Here is a 16,384-nt window from a genome sequence, read left to right on the forward strand (position 1 = left end):
GTGGAGATCGCCTCCAGCCCGTCCCGGAGTCGAACACTCCCAGTAGTGATCTACAATGTAAAGGGGGCGGGTTGTCGAAAACCCACATAACGCAACAACCAAACCCCCTACACCTAGGGGAGAAGCCAAGCTGGCGTTCGGCTCGATGCGCTGGCCGCTTGAAACAGAGGATGCCTCCCACCCATCGCCGTGCAGGGCGTCGGCCCAGGCTCGCCGAGCTACAGAAGGTGGATCGATCGGTCGTCCGGGCGGATTTCTCGGCGTCGTGAGCGGCATCCTGGCAACGTCCATTCCGTGAGGCCGATATCTCCCGCGCCTTCATTTCGGACTTTCACAAATAACACTTCAACCGCCATCGAGATGGGGCTCCAAATTCGTGGCTCCTCAAGCGCTATTCGGAACATCGTCTCTGTCCGACCTGTGTACACAAACCCCCAGGTAGCAGCGTCGGCAAGGGCCACTGCCCGCGCGTCGGAGCGGTGAAAGCGGCCCGAACTGTTGCCATCCGCGCGAAAAAGACTTCAAATTGCGAGGGCTGCCGGGCGCCGCCCCGACCAAGGTCGGGTGCTCGGTTGTTCGAAGGACATCCGTCACCACTGCGGGGGCCAGGCTATGGCAAAACGCGGGATTTCCCTTCTCGATCTGGCTGCGCCCTTCGCCGGCGCGGGTGCTCTGATTCCGGCCGGGCTGGCCGCGCGGCTGGAGAACCTGGCCGTCGTCTCTCACCGGGCGACCACCAGCGCGGGCGTGATCACTCATTCGGGGGTGGTGCAGCCGCTGGCCGATCTGGGGTTCCCGGCGCTGCGCACCTGGGAGGTGGAGGTGCCCGGTCTCAACACGGGTTTGCCGTTCCATCTGGTGCGCAGGCGGGCGCAGCGCGGCGCGGGGCAGAATCTGGAGCCGGCGGGTGAGGCGGTCTTCCTCGATCTGGTGGTCGACCGCATCGCGATCAAGGTGCCGGGGTTGCGGCCGGCGACGCTGGTTCCCTCCGCTGCGGCCGTGGCGGCGCATCTGCTGCCCGATCCGGCGCGTAGCGGGGTGCGGATCGTCGGGTCGGGTGTGGTGCGCATCGATCTGAGCGGGTCGGGGGAGGTGGTCCGGTTCGTCGACTGGCCTGATCCGTTCGATCCGGACGCGCCGTCGGGGGCGGTCTACCGGCTCTCGTTCGACCCGGTGAGTTTCTTCATCGGCGGTTCGGACATCGGGATGACCGTCGACCGTCTGGTCTTCGATGCGTCCGCGCAGGTCACTCCGCCGGAGATCGTGGCTCGTGGGCAGACGCCCGGCTGGCAGGGCATCTCGATCGCGGAGGCGACGCTGTTCCTGCCGCCGAACACGCCGCTGGTGGACAAGGTCAACATCGGCGTCCGGGACGTGCTGCTGGGCAGCCCGGCCGGGTTGCAGGGCGAGATCCGGGTGGAGCTGGGGCGGACGCCGATCAACGCCGCGGCCGTGGACTTCCTGCAGGATTTCGCGGGGGCCGAGCAGGCGCGGCCGGTGCAGGGGTCGGGCCGGGAGCTCACCGTGCCGTTCCTGACGGGTACGCCCGCCACCGGCCGGATGCGCGCCAGGCTGAACCCGTCGGCGGTGGGCGCGGCGACCCAGCCGCGAATGGTCTGGACCCTGCCGGACGGCACGCGGGTGAGCGCGAACGACTCGGGCTGGTTCACCACCTCGGTGGGCGAGACCATGCATGGAACGTTCTCCGAGGAGGTCAGCGGGGAACGCGTGAGCGACGCGCCGACGGCCTACACGTTCGTCCAGTCGGAGCCGACGGTCAGGCACCCGGCCAAGGTGAACGTGCGCGTCGGGTCGGTGAACCTCGCGAACGTGGTGTTCGTGTCCGGTACGGCCGAGGCGCTGCGGCTGCTGGAGTTCGAGTCGGCGCTCAATCCGGCCGACGCGGCCCGGCTGCAGTGGCGGCACGGCGAAGGGACCGACGCCCACACCCGTACCGGACCCGATTTCTCACTCTTCCCGAGCAGGGAGCCGGGCACCAGCTTCATCGTGGTCACCGATCCGGACAAGCGCACCCGGCGGATCAGGGTGGACGTGCTGAGCGAGGGCCGTCTTCTCGTCGGCACCGCGCAGGGTGTGTTCGACGGCGCGGGCAACCCCGTGAAGGTACGGGCGGTCGGGCAGACGTACCGGCTGAGCGGGTTCCTCAAGGACGCCGCGCTGACGCCGTTCCCGGAGCGGGCGACCCTCGCCGGGAACACGGTGACGGTGCCGGACGGCGGCCTGGCCGAGGTGACCGTGGAGCTGGGCAGCGGGACCAGGCCCGACGCGCCTCCGCCGCCCGTGGTGGAGAAGGAGATCCGGCGGCTGCGGATCCTGTTCAAGTTCGAGACCAGCGATCCGACGGTGTTCAACGAGTACCTGCCGCGCGACCAGGAGGATCCCGGCCGGGAGGCCATCCGCCGGTGGGCGGGGTTCTTCCAGAACACCACTTTCGTCGTGATCGGGCGCGCCTGCGACATCGGCGCCCCCGAGACGAACAAGGTGCTCGCCCGCAACCGGGCCACCGCTGTGGCCGGCTGGCTTTCCGGTCTGGGCACGGTTCACGCGCGGGGCGAACAGGATCCGCCGTCCCCGGCCATGCAGCAGGCGCAGGAGCAGATCCCCGGGCTGAGCGACGAGGAGAAGTCCGCGGCCCACCTGATCACGAAGGAACACTCGGCGACGACACGCGGCTCCTGGGGGCAGACGGTCGCCAACGAGATCCGCGAACGCTACCGCCGGATCGACGTCTACGCGGTCGGCGGCACCTACACCCCGCCCGGCGGCGCCGACCCCGCCGGTCAGAGGCAGCCGACCGACACCCAGGAGCACGCCCCCGACCTGCGCCGCGCCTACCTGCCCGGCGCCGACGTCACCGAGGTGACCCCGGCGCCGCCGCGCGATCCGCGTCTGGCCTGGCTGGTCCGGCTGCTCGTCCGCTGGGACTCCCCGACCGTCACCGCGTGGGCCGACGCCATCCCGACCCAGGCGGAGTTCACCTTCCAGTGGGCCACGGCGAACGTCGTCACCCTGCCGGCGCCCGGCGGCGGCGAGACGACCCTGCCGGTCCGGGCGCCGTCGGAGCCGAAGGGGCAGCCGTCGACCGAGGTGTACACGCTGACCGGCCGCTGGACCCACGATTCCCGGTCGGGGCAGACCGTCTTCTCGCTGGGCATCGCCTCCTCCGGCGACCCGAAGGGTCTGGCCGCCGTCGACTCGGAGTTCCTGGCCGTGGCGCTGGCGCTGGCCCCGGCGCTGCTGGCCGGGATCGGCGCGGCGGGGGTGGACGGCCAGGTGGTGCGGCTGGCCGCGCTGGCGGTGGCCGCCGGGGCGCTGGCCGCCGTGGCCGAGAACGGCGAGGTGGTCATCCACTCGGCGGAGGTCGAGCACCGCCAGCGCGGCCTCACCGACGCCACGGGCTTGCGGACGCGGGTGCTGCTGGACTACACCGCCTCCCTGGAACTCGACCTGGACGCGGGCGGCCTGGGCCGTGCCCGGACCAAGGACTCGACGCTCAAGGTCCGCTACAAGAAGGTGGGCCTGGAGTTCGACGACGCCAAGACCGCGTGGTACGAGAAGGTCGGCCTCGTCTACGACGACGCGTCGTTCGAGCTCGCCGATCCGGGCCGCTGGCAGATCGACGGCCCGCTCGGGCAGCTGCTCCAGGTGACCGGGACGCGGGCCGGGTTCGGCTCGTCGTGGTTCGAGCTGGACCTGGAGTTCGCGCTGGACCTGGGCATCGTGTCGGTGCAGGGGGCGACGGTCCGGTTCGTGTTCGGCGACGACGGGATCTCGGCGGAACTGCGCGGCCTGGCGGTCGGGGTGGACATCCCCGGCGTGCTGCGCGGCGAGGGCCGTCTGGTCGTCGGCGACGGCGGCGCGTTCCAGGCGGCGCTGGAGCTGGAACTGGTCAGCGTCGGCGTCAAGGCCATGGGGACGCTGGCGTTCGACCCGGCCACCGACTTCGTGTCGATCTCGCTGGGGCTGCTGCTGCCGGTCGGCATCCCGCTCGGCGCGACCGGGCTCGGCGTGTTCGGGTTCGTCGGCCAGTTCGTCGCCAACGGCGCCCGCGCGCTGCCTTCCGGCTTCCCCAACGACCCGGTGGGCCGTGAGCTGGCCTGGTACCGGAACGTTCCAGCCGAGAGCAAGTTCGCCCCGGCGCGCGGCCAGTGGGCGGTCGGCCTCGGCATGATCGTCGGCACGCTGCCCGACACCGCGTTCACCTTCAACGCGACCGGCATGTTCGTCGTCGCCTTCCCCGACCCGGCCGTGATCTTCGGCATCGACGCCAAGCTCGTCAGGAAGCCCCCCGCCAAGCCGAGTGCCAAGGGCGACCCGCCCAGCCCGAGCCTCAACGTCGTCGGCCTGATCGCGGTCGACGACGAGGCGGTCCTGATCGGGGTCCGGGGCCGGTACACCATCCCCAAGGTGCTGGAACTGCTGGTGCCGATCGACGGCTACTTCCCCTACCCGAGTGTCCCGAAGAAGGACGCCTACCTGCGGATCGGCTCCGACGGCGTGGTGAGCGAGAACCGTCCCGGCGACCCCGTGACGGTCAAGCTGCTGCCGGGCACGCTCAACGCCTCCGCCTTCGCCTACCTCATGGTCGAACAGCGGCGGCTGCACCGGCTGGGCGGCGACCCCGACTTCAACTTCGACGGCTTCTCCGTCGGGTTCGGCGCGGGCTGGCAGATCAAGTGGTCGGCGGGGCCGATCAAGCTGACGGCCTCGGCCAAGCTGCTCGTGGGTTTCGGCACCAACCCGTTCCTGCTCAAGGGCGGCATCTTCGTCAAGGGCGAGCTGAGCCTGGTCGTGGTGAAGGTCGCGGCCTCGGGTGAGATCGTGGCGACCGTCTGGGACGACAACGGCACACTCAAGGTCAACCTCAAGGGCCGGTTCTGCGGCTCGGTGTCGATGTTCTTCTTCTCCCTCAAGGGCTGCGTGGGGATCGACATCGGCGACCCGATCACGCCGAAGGCCCCGCCGCCGCCTGCGCCGATCGGCAAGGTGTCGCTCACCGACCGGCGCGGCTTCACCACCGCGACCGCGGTCGCCGGCGCGCCGGGGCCCGAGCAGACCGTCTGGCCCGACACCGTGCCGGTGATCGAGTTCACCCACCACGTCGCGGTCGCGCTGGCCGGGAGCGCGTTCGCGCCCGGTCCCGGCCCCGCCGGGCCCCTCTGGTCGGGGACCAGCGAACTGAAGTACGCCTACCGGCTGACCCGCGTCGAGATCATCCCCGACGGCGGGGCCGCGCTGCCCGGCCCGCTCGACTCCGGATGGTGGCTGCCCACCCACCGGCCGGGCGTCCTGGCCGAGGGCGACGTCGCGGTCTCGGAGTCGGAGGGCATGTTCCTGGCGTTGCTGGCCTGGGATCCGGCGCCGTGGACGTACTGGCTGGCCGACGGCGGCGCCGGCACCGACGCCGACCCGTCGCAGACCCCCGGCCGGTTGTGCGACCCGCCGCCCCGGCCCCGGTCGAACTGCGCGCCGGGCAAGGGCGGCGTCCGCACCGGCCCGGACACGGTCCGTTTCACCACCCCCGACCCGGGCTCGCCGCCGTTCCCGTCGCGTTTCGCCGCCGAGGGTCAGGAGCTGCTGTACGGGCTGCCGATCGCCGCCGCGCCGCCACATCTGGCGGCCAAGGGGGAGGCGCTGACGCCGGGCGCGGTGGGGCCGGGCCCGTTCGAGGAGGACGTGTGGTGGCTGGCGGCGGCCACCCGCCACGGCTTCACGGTCCGCACGAGCGAGCTGCACGCCCGGCTGGTCCCCGAACTGACCGGCGGCGAGCTGCTGCTGGTGGTCTGCCGCGACTTCCGCGAACGCCCGCCCAAGGACGGGGAGGACCGGGACGGCGGCGAGGGGGGCCGGCTCCCGGTCGTGCTCGGCGTCACCGCCGAGGGCCCCGAGCTGGAGTGGGCCCCCACGGTGCTGCGCGAGGTCCGCACCCGCGACGGCGCCTGCGCGCTGGTCCGGTACACCGCGCCGCCCAAGACGACCTGGTCGGCGGTCCGCGTCCTGGAATGGCCCGGCACCGACGACAACGACGCCGACCGCGTCGGCGTGGCGCGGCTGTGCGGGGTGAGCGCCGCCGCGGCGGCCCAGGCCGACGCCAACGCCGCCTTCCTGCAGGGGCTGCGCGACCAGATCAACCTGCGGGCCGCCCAGGCCGTCCCGGCCCACCGGCACCTGCTGGAACCCGGCCGGGGCTACACGGTGCGGATCTCCTGGCAGTGGCAGGGCTGGGTGAAGTCCGACGCCCAGCCCGCGCCCCCGGCCACACCCGCGGCGGGCGGCTGGCAGAACGGGCCGGCGCAGTCCTACCGGTTCCGGACCGCCGCGGCCGCCGTCACGACCGGGGCCCCGCCCGCCGAGCTCACCGACGAACGCGCCTTCGACCCGCGTTCCCTGCTGCGCTACCTGATCGCCTTCGAGCCGGAGACGAACTCCGCGCCCCACCTGCGGGACGACCCCCTCCTGGTGCACCTGGCGATCGACCACGGCGAGCAGCTCGCCGGGCGGTACGGCAGGACGCTGGCGGTGCGGCTGCGCCGCACCGACCCGCCGCCGGGCAGCATGGCCGGGCAGGCGCACGCCCCCGACGAGCCGGCCGAGGTCGTCTGGGGCCCGCTGTTCGACGCCTACCGGCCGCTCGGGCAGCGGCTGTTCCTGGAGGCGATCCGGGAGGCGCCCTGCCTGGAGGAGCCGCCGCTGGGCGGCACGACGGGGGAGATCCACGCCGACCTTGTCCCCGGCGGCTGGTACGACCTCATGCTGATGGCCACCCCGGCGGGCCAGCCGGACGCCGAGCAGGTCGTGGTGTCCCGCACCCACTTCCAGGCCTCCCGTCACCGAGGCCCGGCCGACCTGCTGGCCGCGCTAGGGTTCACCGCGCCCGACCCCGAACCGTTCATCGCGCCCGACGCCGTGGTGACGGCGGCGATCCCGCCGGGCCCGCCCACGGTCGGCGACGGCGACCTCGACGCGCTGCTGCGCGGCGCCGGGCTCGACCCGTGGCCGTTGTCGGACCGGGCCCGCACCTCGGTGTTGTGGCTCGACGCCGGGGGGACCTGGCAGGTCGCCGGTCTGCTGCTGGAGGGGCCGGAGGCCGTCGTACGGACCGGCCGGACCGCCCTGGCGGTCACCGCCTGCGACTACGGCGGGGTGGCGATGAGCGTCCGCTGCCGCAATACGGCGGGCACGCGGGTGCTGCTCACCCCGGCGGCCCCGGTCGCGGTGCCGGCCGCCGAGACGATCACCCTCACCCTCACCCGCACGGCGACGAGCCGGACAGGGACCGTCACCGCGACCACGGTCACCGGCCGCCGGTTCGCCCTCGCCGTCCCCCGATCGGTGCGCATGGAGGCAGGAGCATGACCCTCAGCCCGTCCTGGGCCCTGGCCGGCCAGGCCGTCGACGGGGTGGGCGACGCCCACCTCACTCCCGGACTCCACTACCGCGTCCTGGTCGGCCCGCTGCTCGGGCTGCCGGTCGTGCCGCTGGCCGTCAGCCGGACCTCGCTCGGCCAGGAGGCCAAGGGGTACACCCGCCGGGACGTGGTGTGGGTCGACTCGCGGCGCCGGATCCTCACCCCGCCCTTCACCGTGGCCCCCGACAACCCGGTCACCGCGTACTTCCCGGCTGGACGGGTCTGCTGCTGGGCCTCGGTGGAGGCCAGGAGCGAGAGCGGCCCGGCCGGCCTGCTGGTCGAGGGCGTGGTCGCCACGCCGTACGGCGACGCGCCGGTGGCCCGCCGCGGCGCCGCGCCCTACCACGTGTACGCCTCCCACCTGGAGCGGGTGGTCGTCAGCGGCAAGGGCGTGGTCTCGGGTCTGGCCTGGCTCCCGGCCGACGTCGTGACCGGCACCGACAAGTTCCGCACCGCGCCGCTGCCCACCCGGTCCGGGGCCCGCTACGCCGGCCCCGACGACGGCATGGACCAGGGGCTGGGCCGCGTCAAGGCAGGCGCGCCGCAGCGTTACGGCATGCACGAGTATCCGGCGGCGACCGACCCCTTCTCGTGCCCGTACGCCGACCCGGCCAAGGAACACGACCGGGTCAAGGCCCTGGTCCCCGAACCGGGCAAGAGCCTCGACCGGCTCGTCAACGACCTGTCCGCGCCGCAGTGGCTGCTGTCGGCCGCCGAGGCGGTCGTGGACGACGACGGCGAGGTCCTCGGCGGCTCCGAACGGCCCCTGCTGATGGACCTCTACCAGGGCGCGGTCGACCCGGGGATCGCCCGCTGGCTCGGTCTGCTCGACGTGGACGACCTCGCGCCGCCCCTGGGAACCGTCATGGCCTACCTGGTCGAGGGCCTGTTCGCGCCCGACTGGGCGGCGCTGGCGCAGGCGCGGCTCGACCCCGGCCCCCAGGTCCACGACGGCGCGGCGGCCGTGCACGCGATCGCGCAGCGCGCCCCGGAGCTGGCGCAGTACGCCGACCGCGTCGGCCAGATGGACGTCGGGCCGTTCGTGCGCCTGCACATGATCCTCGCGGTCACCGCCGGACACCCCCTCGACCCGCCCGGCACGCTGAAACTGGCCGCTCCCGTGTCGGGCGGCTGGCTGCCGGCGACCGCGCCCGCCGCCGAACGGGAACTCGTCATCGGCCTGGACCGGCTGGTCCCCGGCGCGGGGCTCGCCTCGGCGCTGGCCCAGCCGGCCGGGGCGACGCTCGCCGAGCGCAACCCCGAGCTGCCGCCGGAACGGCGGCTGCTGCTCACCGCCCGCGACGGCACCACCAGCGGCCTGCTGGCCGACCGGGACGTCGGCGAACAGGACGGGACCTGGCAGTTGTCCCAGGCCGACTGGTTCGGGCGCTGGTCCACGGCCGAACGCGTCGACTTCGCCGGCGCCGACCGGCCCCGGCCGCCCCGGCCCGTGTTCACCCTGACCGTCCGGCCCCCGGCCCTCACCACGCCGCCGCAGGCCGGTCCGCTCGCCGGGGTGCTGCGCGTGGAGGTCTCGGTGCCGCCGGTCTCCGGGCTGCCCGCCGGGGGACGGCTGCTCCAGAGCCTCAAGCTTGTCGTCGGCGGCGTCCAGACCGTCCACACGGTCACCACGGCGGAGACGATGGTCGTCGAGGTGCCCGGCCCGGCGCTGGCCCCGACCGCGACCGGCGCGGTGACCGTGACCGCCCTGTGGACCGACACGGCCGGCGCCGACTCCGACCCGGCCGAGCCGAAACAGGCCCTCTTCCACGATCCGCGGCCGCCCGAGCGCGTCACCGTCGTGCCCACCCTGGCCTACACGGCCCGGCCCGACGCCACCGGCCGGGCCCGCGCGACCCTGCGGTGGACGCCGGGGCCGGGGCAGGCCGCCTACCGGGTGTTCGTCGCCGACGAGACCACCCTCGGCGGCCAACTGGCCGACGTCGCCGCCGGGGTGATCGCCGCCGGGGACGCCGGGCAGGCCCCCTCCGCCGCGCAGGCGGCCACGCTGCTCGCCGCCCTGCGGGCGGCCGCCGACGCCCCGGCGCGCGGCGCGGTCTGGGACGCCAACCGGCACCTGCTGCCCCGGCGCTGGTGGCGGCAGCTCACCGCCGAACCGGTGCCCCGCCCGGCGAGCGGGCAGGCGGTCTTCACCCACGAGGTGTCCGGGTCGCTGACCGTCCTGACGCTCTTCCGGATCGTCGCGGTCAGCGCGGCCGGCGTCGAGGCCGACTTCCGGACCAGCCCGCTGCTGCCCCGGGCGGTGCCCAACCTGCTCGTCCCGCCGATGCCGTCGGTCGAGGTCCAGCCGCTCGCCGACGCCGCCCGGCTCACCCTCACGGTCCCGGCCGGGCCGACGCCGGCCGCGCGCTACCGGATCCGGCGGGCCACCGCGACGACCGAGACCACGCTGATGCCGGTGGTCGCCGAGGGCGCCCTGCCCGCCGTGCCGTTCACAGTGCTCGACACCGGGCTCAAGCCGTGGCTGCGCTACCACTGGCGGGCCGAGGTGCAAGGGCCGCCCGCGCCCGGCGGCGGACCGGCGGGGGAGTGGTCGGCCGCCTCGCCCGCCGTCGCGGCGGACATCATGCCGCCCGGCCCGCCCGACGCCGTCACCGACGTGACCGTCACCGCGGAGGCGTCCGGAGCGCGGATCAGGTTCCGGCATCCCGGCCCGCTGACCGGCGGGGCCACCGCCGGTTACGCCGTGGACGTCTACCGCAGCCTGCCCGGCGAGGCGCTGCGGCTGTTCACCACCCTGCCGGGACACCCCCGCCCGGCCGACGGCTGGTTCGAGGTCCCCGATCCCGGCGGGGTCACCGGGACGCTCTACCGGGTGGTCGTCACCGACCCGATCGGCCGGGCCTCGCGGCCCAGCGACCCCAAGGAGGTACCGTGACCGCGCTGGTCCCCGAACCCGGAACGCTGGGCCTGGAGGCGCCGCTCCTGGGCCCCTGGTTCTCCACCGACGTCACCCTGCCCGTGCCCGGCGCCGACCTGGGCGTGCCGGTGACGATCCCGGCCGGGACCGACTGGCTGGCCCCCGCGACCGGGCTGCTGTCGCTGGCCGTGGCCACCGCCCCGCTGCCGCCGATCCTGGCCGCGCTGCGGGGACCGGCCGGGACGCCGCCCTTCACCACCGGACGGGTCGTCGCCGTGCTGCGCCTGCTGCCGGAGGCCGAGCAGCGCCTGACCGCCCTGCTCACCGACGTCCCCGCCGCCGACGGCTCCACGGCGGCGCCCGGGTCGCCGACCCGGGCGCCGGTCCGCACGTTCGCGCTGCAGCTGCCCGCCACCGTGACCACGCTGGCGGCGCTGAAGCCGCTGATCGACCCGCCGATCCCGGTGCTCTCCTCGCCGGGTGAGGAGGCCGCGCACGTCGGGCTGAGCGTCACCGGCGGCGTCCTGGGCAACGCGGGCGACCCCATGACCGACCTCAAGCGGCACACGCAGAAGCTGCTCGTCTTCCCCGGCGGCGCGACCGCGACCCTCTACGCCTTCGACGACCGGGGCCGCTCGATCGACGCCGGCGCGGTGGCCGCCTGGTGGACCCGGCTGACCACGACCTTCTCCAACCTGTTCGCCCCCGGCGCGGCCACCCGCGTCGCCACCACCACCGCGCAGCTCACCGTCCAGCTCACCGGCCCGGCCGACGCGCCCGCCGCCGAGGCGGTGCTGTCCCGGCTGACCACGACCAACGTGACGGGCACCGGCCCGGTCCGGGTACGCGGCACCGGAAGCGCCGCCGCCGCGTTCACCCTGACCGGCGGGAGCGCCGACGCCGCGCCCCTGCCCCTGCTGGCCGCCCTGCCCGGCGGGACCTACGGGCCGTCCGTCGGCCTGTGGCCGGACGGCCCGGTCGGCGGGGTCACCCGCGACTTCGTCCGGGTGGCGCTCGTGGACGTCGAACGGCACCTGACCGGGCAACCCCGGATCGCCCCCGCCGGGGCGGACGAAGAGGCGCAGCGCCGGGCCGCCGCCCAGAAGCGGGCCTCCACCCGCACCCTCGTCGACCGGGCCGAACCCGGCGTGCTGCTCGCCACCGCCGAGGCGGCCATGGCCGAACTCGTCGCCGTGCTGGGCGCCGGGACGGCGACCCTCGTCGCGCCGGTCCTCGACCGGGCCGCCGGCGTGCTGACCGCCCCCGCCCTGCCCGCCGGCCCGGCTCCGGCCGCGCTCCCCAACCCGGTCACCATGGCCGCGCTGACCGGCGGCGGAGGCGACGACGGCGGAACCGTCGTCGGGCAGCGGGTGCTCGTGCAGACCTCCGTCGACCCGGCGCTGGCCGGGGCCTGGTTGCGGGTGTGGCCGCAGTACCTCGACATGGTGGAGGGGGTGCACCGGCGCAGCGCGGGCGGCGGCGGGCTGGTGGACGCCTCCGGGGTCGTCCGGGCCGTGGTCCGGCTGCCCGACGGGGTGGTCGCGCCGGACAACCGGATGGGCCTGGACCTCATGCTGGTCACCGCGGCCGGAGCCGTCCGCTATCCCGAGGTGCGGCTGGAGCGGCCGGCCCCGGTCGGCGGCACGCCCCTCGACCTGGCCGCCGTCACCGGGCCCGTCGTCGCCTGCGAGACCGGGCAGACCTTCACCGGCGGCGTCCCCGCCGGGGCCCTGCCGTCCGGGGTGACGCTGGTGGCGCTCACCACGCCGCCCGCGCTGGTGGCCGTCCCGGCGGCCCAGTGGAACGGCGCGACCGTCTCCTCGGCGCTGACCGGCGGCGACGTGGTCCAGCTGACCGAACCGGCGTGGAAGGGATGGCGCGGCGGCGAGGCGATCGGCACCCGGATCCTGCGCACCGGCCTCACCCGGCTCGTCCAGGTCGGCGCGCCGCTGCCGACCCAGGCCCGCGACGAGGTCGCGGCGGCCGTGCTCACCTCCGCCACCGCCACCGGCGTGGTGGCGGCGGTACGCCCGCTCGGCGCCCACCACGAACTGCCCGCGCACCAGACCGGGCACCCCGGCGCGCCCGCCGACGACGAACGCCACGGCGCCGGCGCCCGGCTGCGCGGCCCCGCCGTGACCGGGCTGTTCGAGATCCTCCGCGAACGCGTCGCCGGGACCACGGCCGCGCTCGCCTCGGCCGCCGAGGCCGCGCTCCCCGTCCCGGCCGCGCCCACCTCCCCCGGCGCGTGGGCGGCGACCCTGCGGACCGTGGGCTTCGGCGTCGAGGCCGAACCCGCCCTCACCGAGGCCATGCACGTGGCCGGTTTCCCGTTCGACGGCACCGCCGACGACGTCCACACCTGGCTGACCTCGCGCGGCGTGCCGCTTCCCGCCGCGCTGTCCGCCTCGGTCCTGCGCGCGGTCAGCCGCCGCCTGTTCGGCACGCACACCGGCTACCGCGAGACCGCGACGGCCCTGGCGGCGGCCTTCGCCGGCGCCCAGGACTTCGTCTACCTGGAAACCCCCGCCCTGGACGCCAACGGGATGGGCGGCCCCGCCCCGCTCAACCTCTGGCAGACCCTGGTCGACCGGGTGAGCGCCAACCCGGTCCTGCGGGTGCTCGTCTGCCTGCCGCTCCGGCTCCCGCCCGGCACCCCCGCGAAACTGCAGCGCGTCCGCGACCACGGCGTACGCCAGGCGCTCGACGCCCTGCGCGCCGTCGCCGGCGACCGCCTGGCGGTCTTCACCCCCGCCACCGGACCGGGCCGCGCCCTCCACCTGGAGGCCACCAGCGTGGTGGTCGACGACGCCTTCGCCCTCACCGGCGGCACCCACCTGTGGCGCCGCGGCCTCGGCTTCGACTCCTCCCTGGCCGTGAGCGTCTTCGACGAACGCCTGATCAACGGCCGCCCGGCCGACGTCGTCACCTTCCGCCGCACCCTTATCTCCGGCCGCCTCGGCCTGCCGACAAGCCTGCTGCCCGAGGACCCGCCCGAACTCGTGGCCGCCGTACGCCGCCTGTCGGCCAGGGGCGGCGGACAGCGGCTGGCACCCGACCCCGTTCCGGCGCCCGACCCGGTGCCGACCGACCTCGACGTGGCCGTGTGGAACCGGGACGGTTCTCCCACCGGCTCCTTCGACGCGCTGGCCTGGTTGACGGGCCTGGCCGCGGCCGTCCAGGCCGAACTGGCCGCCGAGGTGCCCGGCTCCGGGTGACCCGGGCGCCTGTCACCTACCGGGAAGCGGTAGTCGATCGATGCTGTGCGGCGGGCCGTGGCGGGGCCGTCACCAGCTCTGCCCCGGAGTCAGGACGCGCCGGGTCCGGTCCCCGGTCCAGGCCGCTTCCAGGATCGCCGTCAGGCTCGCGGTGTCGGTCGGGCCCGGATGGTTCTGGATCAGGCGGGTGACGCCGCCGGCCATCTCCGCGAAGCGGGGGAGGTCGGCGCGTGCCACGCCGATGTCCGCCAGGGTGGCGGGGATGCCGATGTCGGCCAGGAGCCCTTCGAGCCAGGTGAGGAACACCTCCGCGGCCTCGTCGTCCGAGGCGTCGGTCACGTCGAGCCCGCACACCCGGGCCAGGACGGCCAGCCGGTCGCCGATGGCGTCCCTGGCCGCGTCCAGGGCGTAGGGCAGCAGCAGCCCGACGCCCAGCCCGTGGGGGGTGTGGGTGGCGGCGCCGATGGGGTACTGCAGGGCGTGCGGAGCGGCGTTGCCGGCGTGGGAGAAGGCGATGCCGGCCAGCATCGACCCGTAGGACATGTCCGCGCGCGCCTCCTTGTCGCCTCCGTTCCTGACGGCGCGGGGCAGGCTGCGGGCGATGCGCTCGGCGGCCAGGAGCGCGTAGTGGTCGGTGATCGGGTTGCGGCCGAGGAAGACCTGCTCCACCGCGTCGCGCGGCCCGTGGGGGCGGGGTCGCGCGGTGTAGCTCTCCACCGCGTGGCAGAACGCGTCGATGCCGGAGTGGGCGGTGACGCTCGCGGGGCAGGAGTAGGTGAGCTCGGGGTCGACGATGGCGAAGTCGGGCACGATGTGGACGCTGGAGACGCCCACCTTCAGCGCGCGGTCCGGGTCGGTCAGCACCGAGACGGGCGTGAGCTCCGAGCCGGTGCCCGACGTGGTCGGGACCGCGACGAGGGGGATCGTCGGCCCCGGCACCTTCGCCTCGCCGTAGAAGTCGCGCGGCGTCCCGCCGTGGCACCGGATGACGCCGACGATCTTGGCGAGGTCGATCACCGTGCCGCCGCCGATGGCGAGGATCACGTCCGCGTCCACCTCGGCGGCGGCCGAGACGGCCAGGGCGACGTCGGCGAGCGGCACGTCCGGAGTCGCGTCGGCGAACACGCCGACGGCCTGGACCTTCTCCCGCACGGCGGCCACGATCTCGGCCACGCCCGGCTGCCCCAGCAGGACCCGGTCGGTCACGACGAGGACGCGCGAGCCACACTCGGCCACCACGCGTGGGATGTTCTGCGCGACCCCTTCGCCCACCATCAGCTGGCGTGGTCCGCGGACGGTCTCAAGCATGTCGGTGCCTCTCTGGAACGTCGGCGGTGGTGGGCCGGGGGGCCGTCGCGATGAGGACGCCGGTCACGGCAGGTCGATCGCCGCGTAGGTGACGTCGAGGTACTCGAGGATGCCCTCGTGCGACCCCTCCTTGCCGATGCCCGACTGCTTCACGCCTCCGAACGGAGCCGACGGGTCGGAGATGAGGCCGCGGTTGACGCCGACCATGCCCGTCTCCAGCCCCTCGGTGAACCGCAGCGCCCGCTGCAGGTCACGGGTGAAGACGTAGCCGACCAGGCCGTGCTCGGTGTCGTTGGCCTTCGCCAGGACCTCCTCGTCGGAGGTGAAGGAGATGATCGGCGCCACCGGGCCGAAGATCTCCTCCTCCAGCATCCGCGCGTCGTCGGGCACGTCGACGAGGACCGTGGGCGGGTAGAAGTGGCCCGGCCCGTCGGGACGCTCGCCGCCCACCACGACGCGGGCGCCGCGATCGACCGCGTCGGCGACGAGTTCGTCGATCTTGGCGACCGAGGCCTCGTCGATCAGCGCCCCGACCTCCACGCCGTCGTCCAGGCCGTGGCCCACCGACAGCGCGGCCATGCGCTTGGCGAAGCGGGCGGTGAACTCCTCGCGCACCGGCTCCTCGACGTAGATGCGGTTGGCCGCGATGCACGACTCCCCGATGTTGCGCATCTTGGCGACCATGGCGCCGTTGACGGCGACGTCCAGGTCGGCGTCGGCGCACACGATCAGGGCCGCGTTGCCGCCCAGTTCCATGGAGGTGCGCAGCACGTTGTCGGCCGCCTGCCGGAGCAGCACGCGCCCGACCTCGGTCGACCCGGTGAAGGAGAGCTTGCGGGTGCGGCGGTCGGCCAGCAGCGCCGAGACCACCTCGCCGGAGCGTTTGGTCGTCACGACGTTGACGACGCCCGGCGGCACCCCGGCCTCCTCCATGATGCGGGCCAGGAACAACATGGTGAGCGGCGTCTGGGCGGCCGGCTTGGTGATCGTCGTGCAGCCCGCCGCCAGCGCCGGGGCGATCTTGCGGGCGCCCATGGCCAGCGGGAAGTTCCAGGGCGTCACGAAGACGCACGGCCCGACCGGCTTGGGCACGGTGAGGATGCGGTAGCCGCCGTTGGGAGCGGTGTTGTAGCGGCCCTCGACGCGCACCGCCTCCTCGGCGAACCAGCGGAAGAACTCGGCGCCGTAGGCCACCTCCGCCCGCGCCTCGGCCAGCGGCTTGCCCATCTCCAGCGTGATCAGCCGGGCGACCTCCTCGGCCCGCTCCGTCAGCGCCCGGTACGTCGCGGTCAGCAACTCCGACCGTTTCCGCGGCGGGGTCGCCGCCCACTGCGCCATCGCCTCGCTCGCCGCGTCCAGAGCGGCGAGCCCGTCGGCGACGCCGGCGTCGGCCACCTCGGCGATGGTCTTGCCGGTGGCCGGGTCCTCGACGGCGAAGGTGGCTCCGCCAGCGGCCTCGCGCCAGGCGTCGCCGATCCGCAGCCGCCGGTGCTCGGGGGCCAGGACGTTCATCGGGTCACTCACTGTGTCCCCTCCTGGGGGTGTTCT

The 16,384-nt window shown here is 74.5% G+C and carries 5 protein-coding genes; 3 read left to right on the forward strand and 2 right to left on the reverse strand.

Annotated features, from left to right (window positions below; all coding sequences use genetic code 11):
* The first annotated feature begins 612 nt into the window (after positions 1-612).
* From QSK34_RS36360 to QSK34_RS36370, 3 genes are read left to right on the forward strand one after another with little or no spacing between them, the layout of a single operon-like run.
* Complete coding sequence (locus QSK34_RS36360; RefSeq protein WP_285591200.1) at positions 613-7,377, forward strand: OmpA family protein; 6,765 nt, start codon at positions 613-615, stop codon at positions 7,375-7,377.
* Positions 7,374-10,328, forward strand: coding sequence for a hypothetical protein (locus QSK34_RS36365; protein ID WP_285591202.1), 2,955 nt, complete (start codon positions 7,374-7,376; stop codon positions 10,326-10,328). The genes QSK34_RS36360 and QSK34_RS36365 overlap by 4 nt, the downstream gene beginning before the upstream one ends.
* Positions 10,325-13,528 (forward strand): phospholipase D-like domain-containing protein, encoded by a 3,204-nt coding sequence (locus QSK34_RS36370; protein WP_285591204.1) that lies wholly within the window; start codon positions 10,325-10,327, stop codon positions 13,526-13,528. The genes QSK34_RS36365 and QSK34_RS36370 overlap by 4 nt, the downstream gene beginning before the upstream one ends.
* Positions 13,529-13,597: 69 nt before the next feature.
* Here QSK34_RS36370 and QSK34_RS36375 read toward each other — a convergent pair whose 3' ends face one another.
* Positions 13,598-14,836: an iron-containing alcohol dehydrogenase gene (locus QSK34_RS36375; RefSeq protein WP_285591206.1), complete on the reverse strand. Its 1,239-nt coding sequence runs from the start codon at positions 14,834-14,836 to the stop codon at positions 13,598-13,600.
* Positions 14,837-14,899: 63 nt separating this feature from the next.
* The gene (locus QSK34_RS36380) at positions 14,900-16,360 is read right to left on the reverse strand and encodes an NAD-dependent succinate-semialdehyde dehydrogenase (protein ID WP_502875566.1); all 1,461 of its coding nucleotides are present in this window, start codon (positions 16,358-16,360) and stop codon (positions 14,900-14,902) included.
* Between the last annotated feature and the right edge of the window lie 24 nt (positions 16,361-16,384).

The sequence above is a fragment of the Herbidospora sp. NBRC 101105 genome (genome assembly GCF_030269205.1).
GTDB classification, from domain to species: domain Bacteria; phylum Actinomycetota; class Actinomycetes; order Streptosporangiales; family Streptosporangiaceae; genus Herbidospora; species Herbidospora solisilvae.

What these genes read in the sequence shown, in the direction of transcription:
- QSK34_RS36360 (WP_285591200.1), top strand. Translation starts at nt 613, where the DNA reads ATGGCAAAACGCGGGATTTCCCTTCTCGATCTGGCTGCGCCCTTCGCC.
- QSK34_RS36375 (WP_285591206.1), bottom strand. Translation starts at nt 14,836, where the DNA reads ATGCTTGAGACCGTCCGCGGACCACGCCAGCTGATGGTGGGCGAAGGG.
- QSK34_RS36365 (WP_285591202.1), top strand. Translation starts at nt 7,374, where the DNA reads ATGACCCTCAGCCCGTCCTGGGCCCTGGCCGGCCAGGCCGTCGACGGG.